Annotated in this window: 13 protein-coding genes; 6 read left to right on the top strand and 7 right to left on the bottom strand. The window is 53.7% G+C overall.

Annotation, left to right across the window (positions count from 1 at the left end):
* Positions 1-191: 191 nt before the first annotated feature.
* Complete coding sequence (locus ACO0LC_RS28570; protein WP_423009552.1) at positions 192-1,424, bottom strand: TCR/Tet family MFS transporter; 1,233 nt, start codon at positions 1,422-1,424, stop codon at positions 192-194.
* A 75-nt stretch (positions 1,425-1,499) separates the two neighbouring features.
* Between ACO0LC_RS28570 and ACO0LC_RS28575 the strand changes: the two genes are divergently transcribed.
* Entirely contained in the window at positions 1,500-2,162 is a 663-nt protein-coding gene (locus ACO0LC_RS28575) for a TetR/AcrR family transcriptional regulator (protein ID WP_423009554.1), read from the top strand.
* 438 nt (positions 2,163-2,600) lie between these two features.
* Here the strand turns inward: ACO0LC_RS28575 and ACO0LC_RS28580 are convergent, their stop codons facing one another.
* From ACO0LC_RS28580 to ACO0LC_RS28595, 4 genes are all read right to left on the bottom strand, one after another.
* Positions 2,601-3,197: a DJ-1/PfpI family protein gene (locus ACO0LC_RS28580; RefSeq protein WP_423009556.1), complete on the bottom strand. Its 597-nt coding sequence runs from the start codon at positions 3,195-3,197 to the stop codon at positions 2,601-2,603.
* Between the two features lie 218 nt (positions 3,198-3,415).
* Complete coding sequence (locus ACO0LC_RS28585) at positions 3,416-3,763, bottom strand: hypothetical protein (RefSeq protein ID WP_423009558.1); 348 nt, start codon at positions 3,761-3,763, stop codon at positions 3,416-3,418.
* The gene (locus ACO0LC_RS28590; protein WP_423009560.1) at positions 3,760-4,500 is read right to left on the bottom strand and encodes a hypothetical protein; all 741 of its coding nucleotides are present in this window, start codon (positions 4,498-4,500) and stop codon (positions 3,760-3,762) included. The genes ACO0LC_RS28585 and ACO0LC_RS28590 overlap by 4 nt, the downstream gene beginning before the upstream one ends.
* 557 nt (positions 4,501-5,057) lie before the next feature.
* Positions 5,058-5,984: a LysR family transcriptional regulator gene (locus tag ACO0LC_RS28595; protein ID WP_423009562.1), complete on the bottom strand. Its 927-nt coding sequence runs from the start codon at positions 5,982-5,984 to the stop codon at positions 5,058-5,060.
* 127 nt (positions 5,985-6,111) lie between these two features.
* Here ACO0LC_RS28595 and ACO0LC_RS28600 point away from each other — a divergent pair, with 127 nt between their 5' ends.
* The 5 genes from ACO0LC_RS28600 to ACO0LC_RS28620 all read left to right on the top strand — a co-directional run bounded on the left by ACO0LC_RS28600 (position 6,112) and on the right by ACO0LC_RS28620 (position 13,362).
* Positions 6,112-7,317 carry an MFS transporter gene (locus ACO0LC_RS28600; RefSeq protein WP_423009564.1) on the top strand — a complete coding sequence of 402 codons (1,206 nt, stop codon included), beginning with the start codon at positions 6,112-6,114 and terminating at the stop codon, positions 7,315-7,317.
* Between the two features lie 396 nt (positions 7,318-7,713).
* A complete protein-coding gene (locus tag ACO0LC_RS28605) occupies positions 7,714-8,367 on the top strand; it encodes a hypothetical protein (RefSeq protein ID WP_423009566.1) in 654 nt (217 codons plus the stop codon).
* Between the two features lie 293 nt (positions 8,368-8,660).
* Positions 8,661-8,912, top strand: coding sequence for a hypothetical protein (locus tag ACO0LC_RS28610; RefSeq protein ID WP_423009568.1), 252 nt, complete (start codon positions 8,661-8,663; stop codon positions 8,910-8,912).
* 375 nt (positions 8,913-9,287) lie between these two features.
* The gene (locus ACO0LC_RS28615) at positions 9,288-12,371 is read left to right on the top strand and encodes a di-heme oxidoredictase family protein (protein WP_423009576.1); all 3,084 of its coding nucleotides are present in this window, start codon (positions 9,288-9,290) and stop codon (positions 12,369-12,371) included.
* Between the two features lie 244 nt (positions 12,372-12,615).
* Entirely contained in the window at positions 12,616-13,362 is a 747-nt protein-coding gene (locus tag ACO0LC_RS28620; protein WP_423009570.1) for an SDR family oxidoreductase, read from the top strand.
* 231 nt (positions 13,363-13,593) lie between these two features.
* On the opposite strand, the gene ACO0LC_RS28625 is transcribed toward ACO0LC_RS28620, so the two are convergent.
* Both ACO0LC_RS28625 and ACO0LC_RS28630 read right to left on the bottom strand, forming a co-directional pair.
* Positions 13,594-13,989 carry a hypothetical protein gene (locus ACO0LC_RS28625; RefSeq protein ID WP_423009572.1) on the bottom strand — a complete coding sequence of 132 codons (396 nt, stop codon included), beginning with the start codon at positions 13,987-13,989 and terminating at the stop codon, positions 13,594-13,596.
* A gap of 145 nt (positions 13,990-14,134) precedes the next feature.
* Positions 14,135-14,530 carry a hypothetical protein gene (locus ACO0LC_RS28630; protein ID WP_423009574.1) on the bottom strand — a complete coding sequence of 132 codons (396 nt, stop codon included), beginning with the start codon at positions 14,528-14,530 and terminating at the stop codon, positions 14,135-14,137.
* Positions 14,531-14,982: the final 452 nt, after the last annotated feature.

Below are 14,982 nucleotides of genomic sequence, written 5' to 3' on the forward strand. Positions count from 1 at the left end.
TATCATGATCATCGCACGTAAAATATTGCGAGTTGCTTTTAGCCTGTTCAAGAACGGCGTTGATTTTAATTCTGATCTCATCTCGATAAAAACTTGACGGGAACCATAGAATCTAATCGTACCTACGAGAGCTGACGTGGTGCGTTGTAACGCACCCTACAAAATGATCCACTACCTGCATCATCCACAACTCACTCCGCACTACCCGCACTACGAAATCGCAAGCTTAGCACTAGCGGCACCGCAATCGCGTATACCACCACCACTGTGAGCCAGATTGCGCCCGGCCATTGTGATCGCAGGAGGAAGTAAAGCGTAGAGAATGTCAGCGGGCCGATGATGGAGGCCAGGCTGACGGCGGATGCCAGCACGCCCTGGAATTGCCCTTGTCTGCTCTCATCGACCATGCGGCTTGCGAGCGACTGCAAGGCGGGGATGCCGACGCCGCCCATGACAAAGATAGGCATGACGGCAAACACCATCCAGCCCTGTGTGGCAAAAGCCATGACGACCAAAGCTATGCAGGTGCCCGCCAGGCCGGTCAGTATGGTGCCGCGCTCGCCCAGTAATTTGACGGCGGGGCCAGGCAAAAAGGCTTGCGCCAATGCCTGGCACAGGCCATAGGTGCCGAGTGAGAGGCCTATCCACAAGCCATTCCAGCGAAACACGTCATTGCCCCAGAGTGCCCAGCAAGTGCCATACACTTCGCCCGTCATGCTGAGGACGAAGAAGATGATGGTGACGGGGATCAGCTTCTTCATGGCGAATATCCAGCGCATGGGCAGCAGCGGGTTAAGCGCCGCCAGGTCCAGCTTCTCGCGGCTGGGTGTGCGTGACTCTGGCAAGACGAAGTATGCCATCAGCAGATTGGCCGCATTCAAGATCGCTGCGGCGATGAAAGGCAGGCGCAGCCAGTAGTCACCCAGCACGCCACCGAGGATGGGGCCGATGATGAAGCCAGCACCAAACACGGCATTGAACAAGCCAAAGCGACGTGCCCGCTGCTGTTCTGGCGAAATGTCGGTGATATAGGCCATGGCCACTGACATATTGGCGCTGGTCAGCCCGGCAATGGCGCGGCCCAGCATTAACATCCAGAGTTGTGGCGCAAAGGCCATCACCAGGTAATTGATGGCCGCGCCGGCCAGCGAGATCAGCAGCACCGGGCGGCGGCCCAGCCTGTCACTCAAAGCACCCAGCACGGGTGCGAAGATGAATTGCATGATCGCATACAGCGCGGTCATGATGCCTATATAGGGTGCGACATTGTCGCCATGTATCACCTCTGCCAGCAGGCGCGGCAGGATGGGGAAGATCAGGCCTATGCCGACCGCATCGAGGCCGATGGCGGCGAAGATGACGCCCAGGGCGCTGCTCCCGCCCGCCTGGCTATGCGACTTGTCTGTACTTGTTAATGTAGTCATAAAATCAGTCTTTCTTAATATATACTCAATACAAACATATACTGAGTACACTTAATATATGCTATGATTCCTTCCATGTCAAATCCCACCGATCTCCGCACCCGCAAACGCCTGGCCATGCGCCAGGGCATCTCTGACGCTGCCACCCGGCTATTCCAGGAGCGCGGCTTTGATCATGTGACGGTGGATGAGATAGCAGCCGCGGCTGACGTGGGGCGCATGACGGTGTTCAATCACTTCCCCCGCAAAGAAGACATGTTCTTTGACCGCGATGAAGAGGCTCGCGAGATGCTGCGTGCAAGCCTGCGCCAGCGCGATCCAGCCATTTCCCCGATCGAAACCTTGCGCCTGCTGGCACACCAACTGGTAGCGGAAGAAAGCCCCTATGTCAGGTTTGCCTCTGCAGCCAGGGGCTATATCTCGCCAGGCAGCCAGGGTTTCATAGAAACCATAGAAGGCAGCGCCAGCCTGAAGGCGCGTGCCAGGGCCATACGTGATGAGATCACGCAAGTCGTGGCAGAAGCCATGGCCGCATCCGTCAGGCGCGAAGCTGGCGACACCGATGCCGCACTTGCGGCTGGCCTGCTATTAGCGACATGGACAGTAGCGCTGATCCAGGCTCACCAGTGCTTCAGGCAAAAGCAGGATGTCGCAGAAGCGAAGGCGGTGTTTCTGGCGATAGTGGATAAGGGCAGCGTCGGGATCAAGGCGGCGATGGCGGGGACTGCTTATGCCTGAGTTCAAGCGCATGAATGATGGAATCTCATTTTGCTGCGGCATCGTGATGTAGCCTGCCTCTTACCCCTGGAAACTACTCGCTATTGCTGACAACGGCATTTGCACAGATGGATCCCAGCCTGCGCTGGGATGACCTGAATGTGTATTGCGATGCTTTAAACTTCATTGCTTCGATACGGTTATAAGGGCGATATTTTCATTCTAAAACCGTATCCTGTAGGGTGCGTTATAACGCACCACCCGGATGCTCGCTGACAGATATCCTCTCTTTTACAAACCCTCTGTCATACTCGTATTTGCATGCCCGGCATGCAAAATTTCTTCATTTTCCCCAGGTCATATGCGGTGCGTTATAACGCGCCCTACACGACGTGCCAGGTTTATCCTGCGAGGGATAATGCTTACGCTGCATTTGCGTCCATGAACCATCACCACACACTACAAATACGGCGAAATATTTTTCATCGTGCGGGCGACATACTCTTCTTTTTCCCCCACTGGGGCCACGTAGTCTATGGCACTGATTGCGGCCTCTGTGCCCGCCAGGCGGGCGATGACCCAGGCGGCCAGGTATTGTGATGCCAGGCAGCCGCCAGCCGTGGCGAGATTGCCCTTGGCGAAGAAAGCTTGATTAAGGACATCGACGCCTGCCGCCACAACCCAGGGCTTGGTCGTTACATCCGTACAGGCTGGCACGCCATGCAGCAAACCCAGCTTTGCCAGGATCAAAGCGCCTGAGCATTGGGCCGCTAATAATTGGCGCGCCGGATCAAACTGCAATTGCGCCATCAGTTCAGCATCTTCCACGACCTCTCGCGTGCGCGAGCCACTGCCAACGATGACGGCATCAGCCGTGCAGGCTTCTTGCAATGAAATCTGTGCCTCCATGAGTAAGCCATTCATGGAACGTACTTGCGCAGTCGGGCTGGCAATGGAAACGCGCCAGCCTGGTGTCTTGATGCGATTCAGGATGCCGAGTGCGATCAGTGAATCAAGTTCATTGAAGCCTTCAAAACTGACTATGGCGATATGCATGTTTGCGTCTTTCCATGTGAGGACTCAGGTAGCTTTTTTACTTCTTATGCGTGGCTACACTTTAACACGGCAGATAGCTGCGATGAAGGCCGGGCAGCTTGCGCCATGTGCAGCGTACCGATTAAAAATTTTTCAAGGTAGGCTGCAATGCACGCAAAGGGATGATCTGACTTAAGCCGGCATATTGCAGCATTTTTTTACCGGCATTTATCGATTTTTCATTTCAACATATCATGTCTCAACCACGGCATTTCATTGAGTATGGTGATTTTAACTTCTTCGGTTTTAGCATCGACTTCCACTATGCACAAAGGCTTTGTATCCCAATGATTATCAATGGGTATCCCATTGATGCACATCTCTTCTTCTGATTGGGCAGGTGGCAAAAGACTGACTTTAAGGGTCACACTGTTTCTTGGTTTTCCTGGGGTGAGAATGACACCAGAGGTGATACGTTCTGCCTCATCTACTGGGATCTGAGTTTCGCCAAGCAGGCGTATGAAATGCGCCCAGGCTAGCTCTTCCAATTCTTGCCAGCGACGTTTTCTCTCACTATGTGGATTCATGATTTGCTCCCCTTTTCTTTCCGCCATTCTTTCTGGCAATCAGCATAATTTGCAAACTCATAACTGACGCCGACTTCGCCGCGGTTGATGGCGTGGGCCTGGGCGAAGACGATGATGTTGAGGATGTTGTCGGGCAGTTCGCGCTCGGTCTTGCCGTTGGCCCACAGATAGCCATAACTGACCGAGCCTTCCTTGAGACCAACCATCCAGAATTGCGGGCGACGGCTGTAGATGTCGGTTTTGACTTTGTCTTTCTTAAGGCTGGGTTTGCCGTATTGCTGTTCCAGCGCCTGCGCGATGCGGTCGGCGGCGGCTTTGATTTGCTCACCTGTGCCGCTGACGGCGGTGATGCTCCTGGATGCACCAAGCTTGCAGATACCGCTGATGGGGGCTGTGACGGCGTAGTAATCACTGAAATCTTCTGCAGGTTGGGGAGGCAGGCCTTCAAACAGGTGTTTGGCTTTGCTGGATTTGACGAAACCAAGCTTGCTGACTAGCTCGGTTTCGCTGATCGCCATGGCGAGGCCGAAGGGGCCGGTGTTGGTGGATACAGGCGCTGCATCTGACATGACTTCTGCAGCAGTGCTGGTTTCTATCGTGGATGCAAGCACGCTTGCGGATTGCACTGCTACCGTACCGGCAGTAGCGTCGGCAGTCTTTTTGCAAGCGACGAGACTGACGGTCGTCATCAACAGGGCAATGATGCAGATGTGGTGGAGTTTATTTTTATGCTGCATTATGCTGGGGTGGATGTATGGATATGGTTTGCCAGGGTCGCTGCAATTTAATGATATTCGGGCATAAATTGCAATGGCTTTGATTTATTTCCTTCTCACACATAAATAGGGACACGGTATAGCGTTCGCGGCTGAAGCCGCTCCTACTCGATATTTGTCGTACGCACTGAACAGTACATCAACGTATTTGGCGTAAACACGATGGATTCCTGCCTGCGCAGGAATGACGATTTTGGGGGTATGCAAATAAACGGGCGATGCGGTTTGTGTGGGCTTGTTTTGAGATTTTTTTTGAGCTTTGCTGAGTGTTTGAGAAGTATCAGTTAAGCGATCTATTTTCTGAGCAAGCTCTATCAATCACCTCTATCCTTTGTAACGTCGCTCCAGCGCAGGCTGGAGCCTAGCGGCGTTGGTTGGTCTTGTTGGGCCGGGCCTCGCTAGACTACGGTTTACCAGCCCAGCACTCGGCGTTTAAATGACGTATAGTTTGCAGAGGCCCAGTGTTGGGCTGGTAAACCGTAGCCCAACCTACGAAGCGTCGCCTGGCGAGGTCCGGCCTAAGCTACGCGTACTTCCTCCCCTCGTACCCTGTCCAGCGGCAATCTCGTCATCAAAAAATCCAGCAAGGCTGCCACTCTTGGGGGTATTGCTTCCTGTTTATAAAACACTGCCCAGACTGGCTGCATCCAGGGCAGGCTGATATCGGCCAGCACGGGTTTGAGCCTGCCGTGGGCGCGGTCGGCCATGGTGAGAAAGTCAGACAGGCAAACGATGCCCGCGCCCTGCACGGCCAGGTGGCGCAGGGTTTCGCCATTGCTGGCACTGACGACGGGGTCTATGGTGTAGCCTTCCGCACTTGCAAATTTTGCGGCATTTGCGTCATCCCTGGCAGGCAGGGGCCAGGTGTTCAGGCTGGCGGGGGCGGTGAAGCCCAGTAATCTGTGCTGGGCCAGGTCAGCCACGGTTTGTGGTTCGCCGTGGCGTGCCAGGTAATGCGGGGCGGCCACCAGGCGGATGCGGCTGCTACCCAGGCGACGTGCGTGCAGGCTGGAATCGGTGAGCTGACCTATGCGTATGGCCAGGTCTGCCCGCTCTTCGATGAGGTCGACAAAGGTTTCGCCACTGACCAGTTCCAGCCTGATGAGGGGATAGGCATCGAGAAAATCTGCCACCAGCGTTGCCAGCAAGTGATCCAGCGTGGGGGTGGCGGCATTTACCCGCACCAGGCCGGATGGTTGCGACAGGCGCGCTGTCATTTGTTCTTCCGTGTCATCAATATCACAGAGTATCTTCCTGGCTCTTTGTAGTAACCAGTGACCTTCCTCGGTGATTTCCAGCTTGCGAGTCGTGCGCGTCATCAGGGTCATGCCCAGTTGCGCTTCCAGACGAGAAATGCTGCGACTGATGCCGGACGGTGTCTGCCCCAGGCGCTCGGCGGCGGCTGAAAACGAGCCGGTATCGGCCACTGCGACTAGGGCTTTCATGGTTTCCAGGCTTAGCATTGTTGACTCCCAGTCATAAGTTAAGTGTAGCTTAAGCTATTTTTCTTTGCGCTGCATGGGTTCAGACTGCAGCCTGTTTCCTGATTCCCTCATGTATAGGAGTTATTTCATGCCACTTGCCCTGTGGGCGCTGACACTCAGCGCCTTTGCCATCGGTACGACAGAATTTGTGATTGTCGGCCTCATCCCCACCATCGCCAGCAGCCTGGCGGTGTCTGTTCCTTCTGCCGGTTTGCTGGTCAGCCTGTATGCGCTGGGCGTGGCTATCGGTGCGCCAGTGTTGACGGCGCTGACTGGCAAGCTGCCACGCAAGCAATTGCTGCTGGGCCTGATGGCCTTGTTCACAATAGGTAACCTGGTAGCCTGGATGGCCCCCAACTATGCCTCGCTGATGGCGGCGCGGGTACTGACTGGTCTGGCGCATGGAGTATTTTTTTCCATAGGTTCTACCATCGCCACCGGGCTGGTTGCCAAGGACAAGGCCGCCAGTGCGATTGCGTTGATGTTCAGCGGCCTGACGGTGGCGCTGGTGACAGGCGTGCCGCTGGGTACTTTCATCGGCCAGCACCTGGGCTGGCAGTCTACCTTTCTGGCGGTGTCGGCGCTGGGTGTGATTGCCTTTATCGGCTGTGCGATATTGATCCCCTCGACGATTGCCAGCAGCAAGCCCGCCTCTTTATTGACGCAAATGGCGGTCCTGAAAAAACCACGCCTCTTGCTGGTGTATGCGATGACGGCGCTGGGTTATGGCGGCAGCTTTATCGCCTTCACCTACCTTGCGCCTATACTGCAAGACATCAGCGGCTTCAGTGCCAATGCGGTGGGCCTGGTGATGCTGGTGTATGGTGTCTCCGTGACCTTTGGCAATATCTGGGGCGGCAAACTGGCCGATAAAAAAGGTCCGGTCGCAGCATTGCAAATCGTGTTTGCCTTATTGGCCCTGGTCTTGCTGGTGCTGACTTTTACTGCTCATAATAAATGGCTGGCCTTGCTGACCGTATTGGCCTGGGGTGCAGTGGCTTTTGGTAATGTGCCGGGTTTGCAAGTGTATGTGGTGCAAAGAGCTGAACAGGATGCGCCGCAAGCCGTGGACGTGGCATCCGGTTTGAATATTGCCGCCTTTAATGTGGGCATTGCGCTTGGTGCCTGGGCTGGTGGCCTCATCGTCAGCCATATGGGCTTGATGCATACACCGTGGATAGGCGCGCTGGTGGTAGTCGGTGCCTGGGGTTTGACGACGCTGGCGGGGCGGCTGGACAAGGCAGATGGGATTTCCTTTGTGCCTGGGCAGGCAAGGGCGGTTGCCGTGCATTGAGCGTGTTTAGAGAAGCGTCGCCTTTACTCCGCAGGATAGGCCGCGTAGGTTGGGTCTGGCCCGTAGATTGAGCCCGGCCTCGCTAGGCTTCGTAGGTTGGGCCGGGCCTCGCTAGGCTACGGGGTATCAGCCCAACACTCGGTCTCTGCAAACGTATACGTCATTTAAACGCCCAGTGTTGGGCTGATGAAGCGTAGCCCAACCTACAAACCCGGCCTAACCTACGGCCCGCCAAATTTACGGCCCGGCCCAATCTACGCCCACCGCTCGCGGGACAGGATTGATGTGCGCATAGAAAAGCTTGGTAGAATTGCGTCTTTCTCTTCCCCGGTAAAAACAGGTATGGCAAATTTCCCCATGCCCGCCCGCAGAAGCAATCTCTATCCAAGCACTTTGATGAACATCTCCAAATTATCTGTCGCTCTTTTATTTTCGCTGGCCAGCCAGTTACCGACTAGCAGCCTGGCGGCCAGCCCTGTCACCCTGATCGCGCCAAAACAAGTTGTCGCAGGTAAAACCCAGGGAGAATGGTCGAGCGCCTGGTGGCAATGGGCACATTCATTTGATGGCGAAGACTATAGTCCGGTGGCGGATAAAAGCGGGGACTATTGCCATTTAAAACAGCAAGGCCCGGTCTGGTTTTTAGCTGGCACATATAGCACGCAAAGAACCATCAGAACTTGCACCGTCCCCAAGGATAAATACCTGTATTTCCCTCTGATTAATTACATGGTCAATTCGCATGTGCCAGGCAAAATCAGTTGCCGGGGCGTCACCGAAGCTGTCAGGGAAAGCATAGATGGCATCCATATGCTAATACTGGAAGTTGATGGCGTGCGCGCCACCAAACTTGAAGCTCACAGACAGGTCAGCCCTGGCTGCTTTGACGCAGGTGCATTGACCGGCGGTCGTGTCAAACTTGATCCCGCTGCTGCCGATGGTTACTATGTCATGCTCAAACCCCTGAGCCCGGGCAAGCATACGATCAACTTTGGCGGGCGTGGCAATGATATGTCGCAAGCGGTGACGTATACGCTGATCGTTGAATAAAGATTGTTCATCCAAACTCCTTGCAGGAGCAGCTTTAGCCGCTCCTACGTTATTGCCATGCTACGCTGCGTAGCTTTGGCCGGGCCTCGCCAGGCCAGGCTTTACCAGCCCAACACTCGGCGCTTAAATGACGCGCTCCTAAAGCCAAACACAACGGACTGGTGTTCTTTTTTCGCGCGGTCATTTGTAAGTTTTCTGTAACAGGGAAATCAATTTGTTTCTTACAAATTTGTCATAAATAAGCAGAGCGGTAATACCACTTTTTATTTCGGACACATTTTGTCTGCTGCAAAATGTGTGTTGATATTTTCTGGCCATTTTTTGTCAACGCATTTTCTGGTGATGGCTATGTTTTTGCAAGTGGTATCAGCATTGACATTGCCTCAAAACTGGAAAAGTTTCCATTTTTCACCCACCCCTATTTTCAAATCGCCATTAGGGCGCTTTCCAAACTGACCAAATCTGTCAACCCACTGACAAAAATTGAAATGGACCACGCCCCATTTCAGGGCAGTCACCGGCGCGAAATCCTGGCATCACCGTGATCTTGCGCAGTCTTGCAACATCCTCGTCACTTAGGTACTGTCACGCTTCGACAAGTAAAGACACGCGTCTCTGATTTATTTTCTTTTTGCATTCCCAGCATTACCAGCACCGCAGCATGCGTGCGCATCCAAAAGCATGCGCCACGCAGTTGTCAATCGCAGTTGTCAATCGCAGTTGTCAATGAGTATCAATGGATGTCGTGTACCCACACATCCTAATGAGCAACTTAAAAAACCAGGAGTTCATACGTGAAAAAAATATCCAACCGCATGACGGCCATCTGCCTGGCCTCATCGCTACTTTGTCTGCAACTGGCAGGCTGTGGTGGTTCCAGCACTGCTGATTCCGGCAGTACCAACCCCACCGCCAGCCCCATGGCCGCACCGCCGCAAGCTGCACCTGCCGAGATTGCACTGACGCCTGTCGCTGCCACGGCCAGCTCGGTGGAACGTGGTGACCTGTCGGCAGCAGCGGCTATCGACCACAACGACAATACCCGCTGGGGGAGCGCTTTCACGGATGACCAATACCTGACGCTGGATTTTGGCAAGACAGAAAGCATCACCCGCGTGCGCATACAGTGGGAAAACGCCCATGCCACGCAATACCTGTTGCAGGTGTCTGACAACAATAACGACTGGACCACCATCAAGACGGTAGACAATAGCCAGGGCGGCATAGAAGACCTGACAGACTTGAATGGCAAGGGTCGCTACCTGCGCATGAAAGGCATCAAGCGCTCTACCCAGTATGGTTATTCCATCATAGAGATACAGGCTTTCTCTGGCACGCCGGTGACACAACCAGGCACGGACCCAAGCCAACCCAGCCAGCCCAGCAACCCTGGAACGATAGATTTGAGCAAACCTGGCGTGGCCGTCAAACCTGTTGCCGCGACTTCATCCGCAGTGGAAAACCAGGCCATGTCAGCCGCCATGGCCATTGATGGCAAAGCCAATACCCGCTGGGGCAGCACGGCGGAAGACGGTGCCTGGATACAGTTTGATTTTGGCAGCAAGACACCCGTCGGCTATATGAAGCTGACATGGGAAAACGCCTATGGCAAGGAATACGCCCTGCGCGTCTCTGACGATGGCCAGACCTGGACGCAACTGCGCTATGTCAGCAATGGCAAGGGCGGCACAGAAGAATTCTTTAACCTGGGTGCCAATGCCCGCTACCTGCGTCTGCAAGGCGTGGCGCGCGCTACCCAGTATGGCTACTCTTTGTTTGAAGTCGAATTCAAGTCACCAGGCAGCGACAATACCCTGCCAGATGCGACTACGTCTGCACTGAAGTTCCCTGCCAGTGGCAGCGGCTGGGCACCCTTGCCTGCCGCCGCAGAACCACTGGAAAGCCTGCAATTCACCTTGGCTGATGGCACTCTGGTCACACGCTTTGGCGCACGTGGCCTGGCGCGCCATGGCCGTGAACGTGGTGAAGAATGGAATGAAATCGGCTATGGCCCGAATGAGACTGTAGACCCGGTGACTGGCTTGCCGGTCGATAAAGGTCCGGGCAATTACCTGACCTTTGTGCCGCAATATTTCAAGAACCGCACCTGGGGTTTTGAGATCATCGACAATAGCCGCGTGGCAGGCGTGACCAAGCCTGTGCTGACTGTCAATCAATATAACACCGTAGACTTTTTGCCGGGTGGCGTGGCCTTCTTCCGTGGTTTTGACCGCGTGGGTGTCACTGGCTATGGCTGGATGAATCCGGGTGAACTGGTGGACCGCAATGTCGCCATTTGCAAACCTGTACCCTATCCTGCCAATAACAAGCTCAACACGCCTGATGGTGTGAATGGTGCCTGTACCTTGCGCGTCAAGGATTATCCAGGACATAGTGACCTGGATGCGAATGGCTTCCCGAATGGCAAGAATATCCCCGCGCGCCCACTGGTGGCAGGTGACATCATAGAGGTATCGCCATCCATGTTCTCCACGCCTGAGGGCATGGCTGCCAAGGGTGACAATGGCGGTGTGCGTTATTACTCATCTGAATGGATATATGTGGTCGGCGCTGGCCTCAAGCCCTGGTATGGCGTGCAGCCGCGCTTGAACTCTGTGCCACTGCCGGATGAGACTTTGTCGGGCGGCCAGGGTTCAGTCTCTTACAATTATTCTGACAATGGCCTGTTCATGTTCCAGCAGCCGCACAATAATGCGGGTATGCAAAACATACAGCGCTTCGTTGAGGGCCGTCGTCTGGTGCATACCAATTTCACCACCGGTGACCATAATGAGAATGGCAATGACCGCTACCTGCAGGCTGTGGGTTTGCAGGGGCCGCGCTTCAACCAGTCAGCCTGTATTGCCTGCCACGTCAATAATGGCCGCAGCCCTGCACCTGTCGCCATCAACCAGCGTCTCGACAGCATGTCGGTAAGGGTAGCTGCCATCAATGCGGCGGGCCAGCAATTGCCGCATCCGCAATATGGCACCGTGGTACAGATGAATGCTTACTCGACCAGCGGTGTGCCACAAAACTGGGGCACCAATGTCAACGTCGCCAGCTTTGAAACCCGCAGCACCAAACTTGCCGATGGCAGCAATGTTGAGTTGCGCAAACCCACGCTGGCATTTGAAGGTGCAGTACCCACTGTATATTCACTGCGCGCTGCCCAACCCATGATAGGCATGGGCTTGCTCGAAGCCGTGCCTGAGGCCGACATCCTGGCACGTACCCGCACTACCCCAGATGCCGATGGTGTCGTTGGTCTGGCCAACTATGTATATGAGCCAGAAACCGGTGCAGTACGCGTAGGCCGCTTTGGCTGGAAGGCATCCAAGGCCACCCTGCGTCACCAGGCTGCGGCGGCACTGTTGCAGGATATGGCTGTCACTTCCCCAAGCTACCCTAACCGCAGTTGCACGACAGACCCGGCTGGCTGTGCCACCGCGCCTGCGCAAAAAGGGATCTCGGAAACTGACCTGCAAGCCATCACCCGCTACCTCGGTCTGGTTGCCGTGCCTGCGCAACGCAGCATTGCCAGCGGCTTCCCCAAAGGCGTCGCACCTATGGATGAGCATGTCGTCAACCCGCAGCAAGTCAGTGCCGGTGCCAAGCTGTTCCAGAACATGCGTTGTTCAGCATGCCACACGGTGGAGATGAAAACTGGTAACGGCCATCTGCTGGCAGAATTGCGCAACCAGACCATTAAGCCCTACACAGACTTGCTGCTGCATGACATGGGAACTGGTCTGGCCGACAAGCTGGTAGAAGGCCAGGCCCAGGGCAATATGTGGCGTACCTCGCCGCTGTGGGGCATAGGCTATACCGACAAAGTCATGGGCAATAACAGCAAGGTAGGCTACCTGCACGATGGCCGCGCCCGCAACCTGACCGAAGCCATACTCTGGCACGCAGGCGAAGCAGATAAATCCCGCCAGCGTTTTGAGAGCTTGTCCAAGGCTGACCGGGATGCGCTGTTGGCTTTCTTGAAATCTTTGTAATCACCTGGCACTAAGTGCAACGGCTGCTGAACAGATGTATGTTCAGCAGCCGTTTTTTGCAAGGACATAGCTACCCCGTAGGAGCGGCTTCAGCCGCGAATGTCAAAACACTAGAAATAAACGACACGGCCTGCTGTTCGCGGCTAAAGCCGCTCCTACAAGATCAAGGAAGCGCCGTTCAGGCTTACCCACTGCGTGCTGGACAGGACTGCGGTATAGTTTCCCTACGCTCAATGGGGGATACATGACTAGTCTGGCTGGAAAAACCGCAGTAATCACAGGTGCAGGACGCGGCCTGGGTGCCGCACTTGCCATCTCGCTGGCAGAGGCTGGCTGCAAAGTGATTTTGTGTGGCCGCAATCTTGCACAGCTTGCTGATACTGCCAGCACCATACAAAACCTGGGGCACGATAAGCCGCTATGTGTAGCGACCGATCTGGCCGATGTACACAGCGTGCAGGCTGCCGTCGATACCATCCTCAAATCGCACACCCACATTGACCTGCTCATCAACAACGGCACCATGTGGTTGCAATCCAGCGATGAGCCCTATACACCTGCCCAGGTACTGGGCGTCATCAATTCTGCCGTCACCGGTACCTTCCTGCTGACCCAGGGCCTGTTGCCGCTGCTGAGATTATCAAGTGGCGCAGACATCCTCACCATAGGCTCCATCAGCGGCTTGCCCAATGCCCGTATGCAAAGTGTCTCCGTCCCCTTCTACGCCGCCAAACACGCCCAGGCTGGCCTGGCAGATGGCTTCAAGCAAATGCTGGCAAGCACCCCCATACGCTCCATCAGCGTACACCCGCCCTATCTGGATGACGTAGCACCACAGCAACCAGAATGGCATGCCGTGCAAGACCGCCAGAAAGGCGAACGTGCGACCAGCAAGGACGTGGTGGACGCAGTATTGTTCGCGCTGACGCGTCCGCGGCATATTAGTTTGTCGGTGATACTGGATGCGGATGAGGGTGGGGTGTTTGGGTGATGTTGAAAGGCAGGGACGTAGGTACGATTAGCGCAGCGTAATCGTACGCATGCTCAGCCGCAATTTTCTATGCTGCTTGAAAACCACGGCTGTATTATGATTTTGAATCAAGAATACATCACTCTCGTGCACAGATATATAGGCGGCGATCATGGGATTTACCTTAGGTCTATAACTATTTCCGCCATCTCATTCGTACGATTACGCTGCGCTAATCGTACCTACGTGTGATCAACCACTGACACCACCCTCAACATTTACATCTGGACAAATTTTTAATCTTATATCCAGGTACTCCAAGCGTTTCTTAGCGGTCTCCGGGCTAACTTCAGACAACGGCCGATGATCATCCTTTTCGGGATAAAACGCCACCACCCCATCTGCATCGACAAAAAAATCATTAAACCCCACGTAACCGCCCATACTATTTTTTTCACTCACCTCACCACATATCCCCTTGGTCTGGTGATAATAATAGACTCCACGAAACACTGCCGCATCGGGGTTTTTTAGCATTTCACGGACACGCTGCTCGCCTCGATATTTTGAATACCAGGCAGTTGACTGGATGGCTCCCACACCTGCAACAAGCAAAACAACCACGCCCAAAACTATTTTTATTTTCATTTTAACGTCCTACCAGATTAAACGAATCTCAGTTCTTTATTTAATCAACCGACCTACTTGCTCAAATCATATTTACTGTTCCAATAAGGGACGTAGGTACGATTAGCGCAGCGTAATCGTACGCATGGTCAGCCGCAAACAACAGCTATTTCAGAGAATAGCTGAATACGCCTAAAAAAATTGGGTCGGCTGCAATTTCTCTAGTGACTTTTGTGGGATCGTATTCAAAATTATATTGAACAGTTACCCTTCTCGCTTTTTTGATGTTTCTTTCCCTCGCCGCTAAAACAACCTCATCCAAAAAAGATTGTGCGTATGAAATATCCGCAAATAAGTGTTTTAGATCGACAAGTTCATAATTGTATGAATTACTTTCCTGCTCACTGAGTTCGTAATAGCCAACTCCGCACAAATCCTGAAGCGTATCAACATCTTTATCGAGACTTCGATCTGTCATACCGAGCCAAATAGATAGGACTCCACTTTTTTCAAAGTCTTGTGAATAATAGTCTTCATCATCAGAATATTTACTTCTTCCCAATTTACCCCCTCTTGTTTATGAAATACTGATGGCAGAGAATGCATACCAATTTTTGATATCGACTCATATTCAATTTTACAATACCAATATCGAATTGATCATGCGCCCTTATATCATTTAATCTGAGAAAATAGAGGGATGGAGAGATGTAGGTACGATTAGCGCAGCGTAATCGTACGCATGGTCAGCAACAATTTTCTATACTGCTTGAAAACCACGACCGCTTTACGATTTTGAATCAAGGATGCATCACTCTCGTGCAGAGATGTATAGGCGGCTATTATGGGATTTGCTTGATGTCTATAGCTATTTCCGGCATCACATTCGTACGATTACGCTGCGCTTGTATGGTTATAAGTGACGATTTCTGGGAAACTAGAAAGCGTCGGGGTGGAGGGACAACGCTGCGCATCTGCAGTTTTAGCTGACAGACTCGATTAGAACTCTCCCAC

This window comes from Undibacterium sp. JH2W (assembly GCF_049340425.1).
Taxonomy (GTDB): Bacteria; Pseudomonadota; Gammaproteobacteria; order Burkholderiales; family Burkholderiaceae_D; genus Undibacterium.

Bases quoted from the DNA above. Each gene is read 5' to 3' on its own strand.
- ACO0LC_RS28570 (WP_423009552.1), bottom strand. From the start codon at position 1,424: ATGACTACATTAACAAGTACAGACAAGTCGCATAGCCAGGCGGGCGGG.
- ACO0LC_RS28575 (WP_423009554.1), top strand. From the start codon at position 1,500: ATGTCAAATCCCACCGATCTCCGCACCCGCAAACGCCTGGCCATGCGC.
- ACO0LC_RS28580 (WP_423009556.1), bottom strand. From the start codon at position 3,197: ATGCATATCGCCATAGTCAGTTTTGAAGGCTTCAATGAACTTGATTCA.
- ACO0LC_RS28585 (WP_423009558.1), bottom strand. From the start codon at position 3,763: ATGAATCCACATAGTGAGAGAAAACGTCGCTGGCAAGAATTGGAAGAG.
- ACO0LC_RS28590 (WP_423009560.1), bottom strand. From the start codon at position 4,500: ATGCAGCATAAAAATAAACTCCACCACATCTGCATCATTGCCCTGTTG.
- ACO0LC_RS28595 (WP_423009562.1), bottom strand. From the start codon at position 5,984: ATGAAAGCCCTAGTCGCAGTGGCCGATACCGGCTCGTTTTCAGCCGCC.
- ACO0LC_RS28600 (WP_423009564.1), top strand. From the start codon at position 6,112: ATGCCACTTGCCCTGTGGGCGCTGACACTCAGCGCCTTTGCCATCGGT.
- ACO0LC_RS28605 (WP_423009566.1), top strand. From the start codon at position 7,714: ATGAACATCTCCAAATTATCTGTCGCTCTTTTATTTTCGCTGGCCAGC.
- ACO0LC_RS28610 (WP_423009568.1), top strand. From the start codon at position 8,661: ATGTGTGTTGATATTTTCTGGCCATTTTTTGTCAACGCATTTTCTGGT.
- ACO0LC_RS28615 (WP_423009576.1), top strand. From the start codon at position 9,288: ATGGCCGCACCGCCGCAAGCTGCACCTGCCGAGATTGCACTGACGCCT.
- ACO0LC_RS28620 (WP_423009570.1), top strand. From the start codon at position 12,616: ATGACTAGTCTGGCTGGAAAAACCGCAGTAATCACAGGTGCAGGACGC.
- ACO0LC_RS28625 (WP_423009572.1), bottom strand. From the start codon at position 13,989: ATGAAAATAAAAATAGTTTTGGGCGTGGTTGTTTTGCTTGTTGCAGGT.